At 45.0% G+C, this 11,846-nt stretch carries 9 protein-coding genes and 1 pseudogene; 2 read left to right on the forward strand and 8 right to left on the reverse strand.

Annotated elements, in window-relative coordinates:
• Positions 1 to 65: 65 nt before the first annotated feature.
• The 8 genes and pseudogenes from BCT49_RS01085 to BCT49_RS01120 form a co-directional block, all read right to left on the reverse strand.
• Complete coding sequence (locus BCT49_RS01085) at positions 66 to 1,082, reverse strand: TRAP transporter substrate-binding protein (RefSeq protein WP_016797095.1); 1,017 nt, start codon at positions 1,080 to 1,082, stop codon at positions 66 to 68.
• Between the two features lie 200 nt (positions 1,083 to 1,282).
• Positions 1,283 to 2,185, reverse strand: coding sequence for a multidrug transporter (locus tag BCT49_RS01090; RefSeq protein ID WP_102433815.1), 903 nt, complete (start codon positions 2,183 to 2,185; stop codon positions 1,283 to 1,285).
• A 192-nt stretch (positions 2,186 to 2,377) separates the two neighbouring features.
• Positions 2,378 to 3,082, reverse strand: coding sequence for a phosphonate utilization transcriptional regulator PhnR (phnR, locus tag BCT49_RS01095; RefSeq protein WP_102433816.1), 705 nt, complete (start codon positions 3,080 to 3,082; stop codon positions 2,378 to 2,380).
• Positions 3,083 to 3,150: 68 nt separating this feature from the next.
• Positions 3,151 to 4,809: pseudogene (locus BCT49_RS01100) on the reverse strand (putative 2-aminoethylphosphonate ABC transporter permease subunit); the annotation flags it as partial.
• 71 nt (positions 4,810 to 4,880) lie between these two features.
• A complete protein-coding gene (locus BCT49_RS01105; protein ID WP_102433818.1) occupies positions 4,881 to 5,990 on the reverse strand; it encodes a putative 2-aminoethylphosphonate ABC transporter ATP-binding protein in 1,110 nt (369 codons plus the stop codon).
• Between the two features lie 325 nt (positions 5,991 to 6,315).
• On the reverse strand, positions 6,316 to 6,966 hold the full coding sequence (locus BCT49_RS01110; RefSeq protein ID WP_102433819.1) for a haloacid dehalogenase-like hydrolase: 651 nt from the start codon (positions 6,964 to 6,966) through the stop codon (positions 6,316 to 6,318).
• A gap of 167 nt (positions 6,967 to 7,133) precedes the next feature.
• On the reverse strand, positions 7,134 to 8,552 hold the full coding sequence (locus BCT49_RS01115) for an FAD-dependent oxidoreductase (RefSeq protein WP_102433820.1): 1,419 nt from the start codon (positions 8,550 to 8,552) through the stop codon (positions 7,134 to 7,136).
• A gap of 120 nt (positions 8,553 to 8,672) precedes the next feature.
• Positions 8,673 to 9,683, reverse strand: coding sequence for a putative 2-aminoethylphosphonate ABC transporter substrate-binding protein (locus BCT49_RS01120; RefSeq protein ID WP_017104203.1), 1,011 nt, complete (start codon positions 9,681 to 9,683; stop codon positions 8,673 to 8,675).
• Positions 9,684 to 10,004: 321 nt separating this feature from the next.
• Here BCT49_RS01120 and phnW point away from each other — a divergent pair, with 321 nt between their 5' ends.
• Both phnW and BCT49_RS01130 read left to right on the forward strand, forming a co-directional pair.
• Positions 10,005 to 11,108, forward strand: coding sequence for a 2-aminoethylphosphonate--pyruvate transaminase (phnW, locus tag BCT49_RS01125; RefSeq protein ID WP_102433821.1), 1,104 nt, complete (start codon positions 10,005 to 10,007; stop codon positions 11,106 to 11,108).
• Positions 11,108 to 11,846, forward strand: a 739-nt coding sequence (locus tag BCT49_RS01130) for an aminotransferase class III-fold pyridoxal phosphate-dependent enzyme (protein WP_133151627.1), incomplete at its 3' end; no start/stop codon positions are given. The genes phnW and BCT49_RS01130, both read left to right, overlap by 1 nt.

An 11,846-nucleotide genomic window follows, 5' to 3' on the forward strand; every position in this document is an offset into this window, starting at 1 on the left:
GAGCCAAATTTCCTGGGAGAATACGGGAGAGCAGTGCCCTCCCCCGTCAGTAAACTAAATTTGAATTACAGTAAGCCGTTTTCTTCTAGGAACACAGTCACTGAGGTGTAAACTTTCCCTGCGTTGTCAGAGCGCTCTGCAAATACTTTCCATTGGCCTTTCGCGATTTCACGGAACTTCTTACGTTCTTCTTGAGACCAGTCATGGATAGTGATTTCTGGGTTCGCTTGAGCTTCTTTAAGTGCAGCTTGGTCAGCCATTTTCAGCTGAGTCGTCATGTCGTAAGAGAAGTCGCGCACTGATGTTTGTAGAATGGTTTGTAGATCAGCTGGCATCTTGTCCCATTTTTTCTGAGATACAGAGATATCGATAAGAGGCAGTGAGTGGAAACCCGGTTGAACTGGGTGGGTAGCGATATCGTTCATGCCGGCTTTTTGGTTTGTAGAAAATACTGTGTAGTCCGCAGCATCGATTACGCCTTTGCTTAGGCCAGTAAAGACTTCAGAACCCGGCAGGTTTACTGGAGTCGCGCCTGCGGCTGCAAATACTTGTTGTACTAGGCCTTCAGGCGCACGCAGTTTAAGACCTTTAAGATCCGCAACACCGTCGATTGGCTTTTTAGAAATGAAAGACTCAACGCCGGTTGTTGAAGCACCAACGAACTGAACACCGTAAGGCTTGTACAGTTCAGTCATTAGCTCATTACCACCGCCGTAGTTCATGTACTGAAGCAGTTGTGTTGTGTCTGACCATGCACCAACCATGTTACCGATAAGGCCGAATGCTGGATCTTTACCAGAGAAGTAACCTGTTGCTGTGATGTGACCATCTAGGATACCCATTTTGATCGCGCCTAACGTTTCTGTGTGCTTTACCACAGCGCCAACAGGAAGAAGATCGATATCGATACGTCCGTTAGACATCGTCTCTACGCGCTCAGCCCACTTCTGCTGAACTTTGAAGTTCAAATCACCAGATGGGTCTGAAGATTGAATCTTAAGTTTAAAGTCTGCAGCCATTGCTGAAGTAGCAAATAGGCCAGTGAGGGAAGCAGCAATCAGCGTTTTAGTCAGAGCTTTCATTTGGGTATCCTTATGAGTTTCACAGAGTCCGGTTTGTTGTTATATGTTACCGGTAACGTTGGAGTGGATGTTACCGGTAACTTTACAGCCTTGTCTATGAGAAGGATCACATCTTTAACATTAGTAAAACGTTTGCTATCAATAAGAAAAATGTGGCTGAAAAGTCACATTATAGGTTGGAGGTGTGTTTAAATTTCCTTTTACGTCAGTGAGATAACTAAACCAGCTATGATAAAAATGACGCCTACACCGCGAGTCATGTGCCACTTTTCCTTTAAAAAGTAGATCCCCATCACTACGCCGAAGATGATGCTTACTTGCCTAAGTGCCACAACCAAGCTGACGTTCTCTGTCATAGTCATCGCAAATAACACCAAGCCATAAGTCGATGCCATCATAATGCCTGCAACTGTGGCTTTCTTACGTAGTATCCATGCGTTGGTAAACTCGACTCTTTGATTGGTCACCAGCAACCAAATACTCAGCGGAATCACGATCGCCCAAAACTGAATGCCTAAATAGAAAACCGCGGTGTGCTTATTGGTAATGATGGGTGTGCTTAACGGCTCCAATAACAGAAGCGCTTCTTTATCAATAATGGAGTAACCCGTGGTACCAATGGCGGCGATTAATGCCCACAACACGCCAAGGTTCAGGTAAGCCTTGAGCCTCAGTTCAGAGAATTGTTTAAGCGGCACAAACAAACAACCCAATGTGATCAGTGCAAAACCCATCCACTGATTCGGCGACAGTTCATAGCCAATCAATACGGTACCCAAACCAACCATTAACACCGGAAGTGCTCGTGCCATTGGGTAAATCACACCAATATCATCTTGTTTATAGGCAGCACCCAACCCAATCAAATAGACGATTTGGCAAATCCCGCTCAAGAAAACCAATTGCCAAAATGGAAGTGAGATATTTGATAGCCCAACACTGTGAACATACCAAATCAAATATGGCGTCAATATCGCTGCGGCAGCAACCCCAGATGCTAAGAAAAAAGACGAGCCCGATCCTTGATTAGATTTACCTAAAACATTCCAACCCGCATGAAGCAAAGCCGAAATGATCACGATGATGATGGCAGAGAATTCCATTTCATTCCTAAATTGATAACTGATAAGAACAGTCGCTGAAAATAGCTGATAAAAAAGGCCTCCGAATAAGAGACCTTTGATCGTTTCACTTAAGCACGCTACAAAATTGCAGGTGCCAACCAATACGATGCGCGTTCTAGCTTTATGACTAGCGTTCTAATTGGCAGGTTAGCTTTCTAACTAACTGAGAGACTAACGCTCTAACTGCGCTATCGACTCAATACTGATCGCGTCATGACGCCAATATTCAATATCGCAGTCAATCAAATCACCGTTTTGATTGTAGTTAACACGCTCAACAACCATCGCAGGAGAACCAGAAGTCGCACGCAGGGCTTGCGCTGTCTCACCAAGCAAAGACGTTGTGCTTACTCGGTAACGGATCTTCTGATACACCACGCCAAAGTGCTCGCGGTAGATATCAGTCAGTGATTTAGACAAATCATAATCGAGTAAGTTGGGAAACAGCTCTGGTCGAATGTAGTTGGTCACATACACAACCGGCCTGTCTTCAAGGTAACGAACTCTATCTACACGATAAACATCCGAAAAAGGTTGAAGTTCAAGAAGCCTAGTTGCTTCCTTGGTTGCTAACATACCTTTTGCCGCCACCAACTCTGTTTTCGGCTTACGATTCTGTGACAAAGCCATATTGGTGAAGTTCAGTGTCTGTGTCGGATCATAACGAAGCGGATCCGGTGAGATAAACCAACCACGTCGATCTTCTCGATAAATGCGCCCTTCCGCTTCAAGTGAAGACAAAGCTTCGCGCAATGTAACTCGTGTCGTATCAAACGATTCAGCCAGCTTACGTTCTGCAGGGAGCTTCTGTCGTGGCGTTAACATCCCCGACTCTATCTGCTCTACGATGACATCTTTGATTTTTACGTACTGCACTTAATTTCCTTTCATTCTTGTTCTTGTCGTCAGCCAGTCCTTGGCCAACTGCAATATAAAATGGTTCGCTAGCGCTTGCGCCAAGCTTGGGTGCGCTTCTCAAATAACTTGTTGATTAACATATGAATCAACTTCGCACTCGCCGCAGATATCATGATCATCACCGCCATGGCTGCTGCTGCACCGGTTTGCCCCGCATCGTCCATATTCAGTACTGAAACTGACGCAGGTATCGTATCGGTAGAATACAAGAATACTACCGCAGATGTCGTGGTAAGTGCATTAATAAACAGGTATGTCGCAATATCTAAAATCGCAGGCAGACAAACGGGTACTGTCACTTTAAAGAACAACTTGTATTGCGGTAAGTTTACCGAGGCAGCCGTAGCTTCAATTTCCGAAGGTAGCTGTTTCAGCGCAGTTAATGCCGTCATGTGCCCTACAGTGTAGTAGTGGACCACGGTATTGATAACCAAGAACGCCATCGTGCCATATAGGAAGTTGAGTGGGTTGCTCAAGTCATTAAAGTAGAAGATGTAGCCCAAGCCTAACACCATCCCCGGAACCGCCATTGGCACAACACTGAGCATCTGCATCGCCTGACGAACAGGACCGAATGCTCTGCCTTTCTCAATGCAGTACGCACCTAAGAAAATCAACACGGTACCGATAATGGCAGTCCATGCGCCAAGCGTTAGAGAGTTGAAGAACGGAGTCCAACCATAGGTACTCATCTCTGCGAAATTATAGTTGTTCAGTGTCAGCGCTTTGTTCCAAGGCCAGAAGGTAACCATAGAACCATATATCGCCATGCCCAACACGATAACGACAGCAGCCGAAATAAGTGTGCAGTAAAGGAAACACAAGCTGTCACGCATGGTGTTTGGCTCTGGTTGGTACGCGACAGAGCGAGTATCAAACAAGCTCTTCTGTTTCTTTTGCACCCAGCGATCAACAGTAAACGCAAGTAGCGCAGGCAATAGCAACAAGATACTGGTCACCGCACCCATCGAGAAGTTTTGTTGACCAACCACCTGTTTAAAGATGTCCGTCGATAGAACGTTGTAGCTACCGCCGATCACTTTCGGTACACCAAAGTCACACACCACCAGCGTAAACACAACGATCAAAGTGCTGATTAAGCCATATTTGGCTGCAGGTAAAGTCACCATAAAGAAGGTTTTAAGCGATGAAGTATTCAGTGCTCGTGCTGCCTCATAAAGGCGAGCATCGGACGTTCTGAGTGAAGTGGTTAGAATCATCAAAGCATGTGGGAAAGTCCAAAATATCAAGCCTAGAGATATACCAATCAAGCCGTATACCGAGTTACCACTCAAGACTTCTTTGGCGATACCTTGGTTACCAAATAGGAAGATCAGGCTTATTGCCGGAAGCAATGATGGCGCAAGAATCGGCGCAGAACCTAGTACCTGAAAAAGCCCCTTGAAAGGCATGCATGAACGAGTCAACGCATAGGCATAACCAAACGCTAATGCGCCAACGACAACCGTTACCAACAGACCCAAAGTGAAGGTGTTACCTACTGATTGCCAAAGGCTTTGAGAAGAAAAGTAGGTTGCGAAGTTTTGTAAACCTACAAAATCGCCATCTGCATTCTGAACGCTTTTCTTCAACATTGCCCACAGTGGCATCAGAATGAATAGCGTCATGACTACGGACAAAAATGCCAAAAGCCCAAATAGAATTACGTTGTCTTTACTTAAGCGAGCAACGAAAGGTTGCATTCGTCGTTGAATAAGCAGCTTAGATTGCATCATTTGAGTCGATTCCATGATTGTTACGCAGCCTCGTCTTTCATCGCTTGTAAGCTTTCAGAGGGATAAGCTCTAAGGCCTTCTTCATCAAACGCTACGTAACGAATATCGCTGCGACGCAGTTTCAATCGATTGAACTCTTTGACTGACACATCAACGATGATCTCTTTCGCCGTTGAATCATGTTGTAATTCGCACTCAACTCGATAGAAAGCCCCTAGGAACTCGCTCGATACGATTCTGACTGGCAAAGACTCGTTAAAACGGTCAACAAACTGAATTTGCTCTGGACGCACCGCGATATCAAAACGATCGCCATGCTTTGGGGTCATGTTATCTAGAACTGGCAACGGTAACATCGACTCTGCAATCCGCATTTTGCCTTTCGCAGCAACAGAAGCTTGAATGAAGTTCATGCTACCAACAAATTCAGCCACAAAGCGGCTGACTGGGTTTTGATAGATTTCTTGCGGAGCACCCACTTGTTCGATAACACCATGATTCATGACTACAATGCGATCGGCCATGGTTAAGGCTTCATCTTGATCATGAGTCACCATGATGGTGGTGATGCCCAACTTACGCTGCAATTGACAGATCTCATCACGCAGATGTGTTCTGACCTTCGCATCAAGCGCAGAGAGCGGTTCATCGAGGAGTAGTAAACCTGGAGACAAAGCCAATGCACGAGCGAGAGCAACACGTTGCTGTTGTCCACCAGACAATTGATTCGGATATTTCTGGCCAGATGTTGGTAAGCCAATGGTTTCTAACCAAGACTCTACCGCTTCCAGCGCTTCTTTGGTCGACATCCCTTGGTTCTTCAAACCAATCGCGATGTTCTCTTCTACCGTCAGATTAGGAAACAGAGCATAAGATTGGAATACGATGCCAAAATCGCGCTTCTCAGGAGGTAGGAACGTCGTATCCGTTCCATTTTGCTCAATCGAACCTGAGGTCGGTAAATCCAGTCCTGCAATCGCACGTAGTAGTGTCGTTTTACCGCAGCCAGATGGGCCAAGGAAACAGACGAACTCACCTTTATCGATCGATAGAGAGATGTCTTTTAACGCTGTAAATTGGCCAAATTGCTTTACAACGTTTTCAATATTCAAATAAGTTTGGTTGCTCATACTACAGCACTCTTTAAATGGTATATACCAAATTTAAACTTTGAATATTGCAGTTGAGTGACAAATTTATAGAAGCTAAGTGACAGTTATATTGCAGAAATAAAATTCATTCTGGCGGAGGATGACGCGAGTTAAACATGTTCGAATGTTCAATAAGTTACAGTAAAGGGGTTGCCGTTCGAGAGGTATTTAACAATAAAAGATATTTAACAATTAAGGGGATTCGACGATGAAAGAAATTCGACGATGAAAGCCAATGTACTTTTCACCGCCAAATATCAATGGTTGCTTATGGTTCTACCTCTTGCTTCTACCAAAGCTAAGCTCAGTACACCGCACACCACGGAATAGAATCTGTTCGAGTGCTTAAGCGCTCATGTGGATTAACTAAGTGAGGGCGGTCAGCCAATTCATAGTGTGGTAAGTCGTTGATTGAGTCGCAACCTTGCTGCTGACTAAACGTGCTATGGTAATCCCTAGCCCACTCTTTTAGGCCAACGAACTTCCCATATGGATGGTTAGGCAGACCTAAAATCTTAGCTGTATATTGACCAGACTCTTCCGTTAATTCAATTCCGACCGCATTCGGAATATTGAGCCTTTTCGCCACGCATGCAGGAACGAATGAAACAACGGCAGATAAGATGACCATCGGCTGATCTTGTGTTTTTGACGACCAGCTCTCACGCATAACTTGAGGGAAGATCTTGCTCAGAACTTTGCGGTCGATGCACTCCTCTAATAAATCACACACCTCTCGGTGTGTTTTATTGCTGAGTGGACGAGTAACAAATGTAAGATAAGCCTCTTCATTAAGAATCCCTTGAACATACAACGTCATCAACCGGCGTTCTTCGTTCAAAAAACTAGGATCATTAACCAAGCCTTTCTCAACCAAAAATTCGTTCCAAATCATGGCACTATTACCGTCCATGAGTGTTTCTTCTAGATCAAATACATACAGAGGGGTCGTCATATCAATTCTCACTTCAAATCAAATTTCACTTCGAACTCAGCTCTTGCTTAAAAACCAACCTTGTTTCAAACCTATTCTTACTTCAAAAAATTACGGCTACTTCCAAACTACTGTTACTTCCCAAACGACTTAGACTTAACTGGTAATGATCAATCTAAACCACGTATTTACTTCACCTTGTCGGCTTTCCCTGCCGCACCCGCGAGCTTTGCCAATTGCTTATCCAGCCACAAAGGCGTGTTACCAGAATCTTCCGCGTTCTCTTTTCTTCGAACTGCATCGCGAACCATCATGGCGCCCACCCAACGGAATGGCTCAGGTGGGAAATGCCCAAGCGGCCCTTTGGTTAACCCACAACACGTCCAAGCGTTGTCGATATCGAGCACCATAGATGACAGAATCTTTCCGCCCATACGAGTTTGAGCAACACCATTACCTGAGTAACCGAGTCCATAATAGATGTTGTTTTGGCCTTTTAGATTACCGAAAAATGGCAATCCTGTGACGGAACGATCTGAACCGCCCGACCAGTTGTAATCGAACTCACTTTGCTCCAGTTTAGGGAACAGCTTTTGGAATGATTGATTGAGAATCGGCAGATAATTGGTGGTTTGGTTGAACATGCTTTCGACTTGATTCGCAAACGAGAATTTATTGCCGCCTTTGCCCAACATGAGTCGTCCATCTTGGGTGTCTCGGTAGTAATGAACAAAGATTCGAGAATCCACCACAGCTGCTCCTTTTTCGGGGCCAAACTGCTTGAGTTTTTCTGGGATTGGCTTGGTTACAACCATATCTGACGAGACAACCACAATACTGCGTTTGAACTCTTTGAAGTGATCGAGCATCCACGCGTTTAGCGCTAAAATCACTTTATCGGCAAAGACAGATCCGCCCTTAGTTTGAATGCGAGCTGGAGAGCCGTAATCGAGCGAAGTCATCTCTGTGTTTTCGTGAATCTCGACACCCAATTCGAGCGCGACTCGACGTAAACCTCTCGCTAATAAAGCCGGTTGCACACTACCAGCAGCCTCTGAGTAATAACCTTCAATATGACGATCTGACCCAGCTTTATCAGGTAATGACTGATCGCACTTCTTCCAACTATTGATGCCTTGCTTGATCAACTCATTAACGACAGGCTCCATTCCACCCTTTTGAGCTTGATTGGTTGCCGTGTAATAAGTGCCACTTCGATACAGATGCGCATCAATGTCGTGTTCGTTACAGAAAGCTTCGATCTCGTAAATGACCTTTTCGGATTCCTTAACCAACCATTTTGCTTGTTCTTTGCCGTAGAGCTTTTTCAACGTTGGATACTTAGTCGACCACGTCAACATACACCCGCCGTTCGCGCCAGAAGCGCCGCTGCCACACAAGCCTTTTTCAATCACCACAACGTGCTTTTGAGGCTGTTGCTGTTTGATTAAAATTGCCGTCCATAAACCAGTGTAACCACCGCCGACAATGGCGATATCACAGTTAACGTCTTTTTGAAGCGGTTTAGCGGATTCCAGTCCCGCATTGATGCTGCCAAATTCTTGTTCCAATGCTTGCTTGAACCAATATGAGTAGTGCTTTTTCATTTGTTGTACCTTACTTAAAACCTAAAGGCGTAAAACTAAAAAAGGAAGACCGAAGCCTTCCTTTACTGATTTCTAACTTCTAATGAACTCAATAATTAATTAACTGAATAGCTCAACAGATTAAGATTTTGGCTCTGATTTAGCGTCAAACTTCTCAGACCATGTTTTCAGAACATCTGCACGTTCACTGCCCATACGAGCGAAGTCCATTTTTGCCATGTTCTTCTCTACGTTCGGGAAATTCTCGGCTTTACCTGTAACATCTTGGTGGCCAACAACTGGGTACATTTCGATGTAAAGTTCATTCGCTGCTTTAGAGATAGACCAATCGATAACTCGTTGCGCTGCATCCGAAGGCTTAACAAGACCTACCGCTTCAGATTCCCAACCGATACCTTCGGGCGTAATCACAGAAAGTGGCGCACCTTGAGTTTTTAGCTTCGCACCGCGGCTCGCCATAGAAATACCGATCGCCACTTCACCCATACCCGCTTGAACACATGGCTTCGAACCTGAGTGCGTGTAGTGAGCAATATTTTGATCTAGCTTCTGCATGTAGTTCCAACCTTGATCTTCACCCATGTTCTGTAACCAAGCTGAAACCTGCATGTAGCCCGTACCAGAAGACGCTGGGTTTGGCATCGCAATGTGGCCTTTATAGATAGGCTTCGTTAGGTCATCCCAAGATTTAGGTGCAGGTAAGTTAAGTTGTTTGGCAACCACTTCGTTGAAACAAACTGCATTGAAGAATGCGTCATTGCCGTACCAAGCTTGAGTAGATTGCGGGTCGTTAAGGTTTGCACGCAACGCTTCTACACCTTGAGGTGTGTAAGGCTTGAGAATGCCCTCTTCTTTAAGCAAAGCCATAGAAGAACCCGCAAGACCCCATACTACTTCTGCACGAGGGTTGTTTTTCTCAGCCAATAATTTCGCCGTCATGATCCCGGTAGAATCACGCACCCATTTGATGTTGATGTCTGGGTTTTCACTTTCAAATGCGTTTTTGTATTTCGCTAAAATGTCAGTTTCAAAAGCGGTGTAAACCGTCACTTCCTGTGCTGCATAAGCATTACCAGCTAATAGAGTAACTAATGCTGCAAGTGATCCTTTCATAAAACGGTTTTTCATCATTTTCTCCAGTCAGGCCCAATGCCAAGGTTAGAAGTTAGAGGCCTTAAAAAAGGCACCTATATCCATAAATTCATTTAGGTTGTTAGCACACACAACTTGGTATGTACCAGATAGCGAGTATTAACCTAATCGACTTTTGTGACGGTTAAATGAACAAAAAATGGCAGTTTCAAGATCGATAGCTTTCTCAAGATAAGTGACAGATTTGAATATGAAGCTTTTGTGAAAATGATGTTTGGGCTATTTACGACCGTTTAAATTGGTTGTTAAAGTAGCCCTAAATATTGGTATAGTCCAAAATGACAATCACGAGAATTGAACATGAGAAACGAATACTTACTGCTGACACCAGGCCCTCTATCTACTTCTGAAACCGTTCGCCAAGCGATGCTAAAAGATTGGTGTACTTGGGATGATGAATACAACAAAGACGTTGTTGAAGTGATTCGTAGCAAGCTAGTGACTTTAGCCACCAAGCAACCGGGCTACACAAGCGTATTAATGCAAGGTAGCGGTACGGCTTCAGTTGAAGCAACGATTGGTAGTGTTATCTCTAACAGCGGTAAACTTCTAGTTGTTGATAACGGTGCGTATGGTGCTCGTATTGCTCAAATCGCAGAATATTTAAACATTCCATGCCATGTCGTTTCCCCAGGTGAAACATCACAGCCTGACTTGAACGAAATGGAAACGGCATTGGCCATGGATTCAGACATTACTCACGTGGCAATTGTGCACTGTGAGACCACTACCGGCATGCTGAATCCAATTGAAGAGATTGCCAAATTGGCAAAACAGCACAACAAAACCATCATTCTTGACGCGATGTCGAGCTTTGGCGGTATCCCTATGGACATTGCTGACTTGGGTATCGATTACATGATCAGCTCAGCAAATAAGTGTATTCAAGGTGTACCGGGGTTCGGCTTTGTTATTGCTAAGCAATCGGATCTCGAGAAGTGTAAAGGCCAAGCTCGCTCATTAAGCCTTGATCTGTTTGACCAATGGCACTGCATGGAAAGCAACCATGGTAAATGGCGCTTCACCTCTCCGACTCACACAGTGCGCGCTTTTTACCAAGCCCTGCTTGAATTAGAACAAGAAGGCGGAATCGAAGCTCGTCACAATCGCTACCAAACTAACCAAACCACATTGGTTGCTGGCATGCGCTCTCTTGGTTTTGAACCGTTACTCAATGATGATCTTCACTCACCTATCATCACCTCTTTCTACTCTCCAACTCATAGCGATTACCAATTCAAGGAATTCTATGACCGTCTGAAAGAACAAGGGTTTGTGATTTATCCGGGCAAGGTTTCAAACGCAGACTGCTTCCGTATCGGCAATATCGGTGAAGTGTACCCGTCTGATATTGAAGCCCTAATCGGCGCAGTGAGAAACGCTATGTACTGGGACATCAAATAATGACGACGACTAATCAAGAGCAGCTTCTACAAGCAACACACTTTCGAAGCGAAGGCGATGTGAACACCACGCCAGCGCGTGAGAAATGGAACGAATCGCTAGACGATGATGCGACTCAAGCGATGTTAAAGCGTGACTCTGACGTGTTTCTCCATCAAGCGATGTCAACGCCTTGCCTAGACACACTTGAAGCCGCAGAGGGCATCTACATTCAAGATGCGACTGGCAAGAAGTACATGGACTTTCACGGTAACAACGTTCATCAGTTGGGTTATGGTCACCCACACATCATTAATAAAGTGACTCAGCAAATGGCGTCATTGCCGTTTTCACCGCGTCGCTTTACCAATGAAACTGCGGTTCAGTGCGCTGAAAAGCTGACACAGATCTGCGGTGGCGATTTAAACCGTGTTTTGTTTGCGCCAGGTGGTACATCGGTTATCGGTATGGCACTCAAGCTGGCTCGACATGTCACTAACAACTTCAAAGTAGTGTCATTGTGGGATTCCTTCCATGGTGCGTCACTGGATGCAATATCTGTCGGCGGTGAAGCTTGTTTTCGTGAAGGCATGGGGCCGTTAATGGCAGGCGTAGAGCGTATTCCACCAGCAGTCTCTTATCGTGGTGCTTTCCCCCTTAATCACTCTTTATCGCTTCGCGGGCAAAACTCCGGCGATGCGAACGAGACCGCATGTGATGTGCATTATGCGGATTACCTAAAGGGCTCTTCTCCGCTTA

The organism is Vibrio lentus (genome assembly GCF_002875945.1).
GTDB classification, from domain to species: Bacteria; Pseudomonadota; Gammaproteobacteria; order Enterobacterales; family Vibrionaceae; genus Vibrio; species Vibrio apostichopi.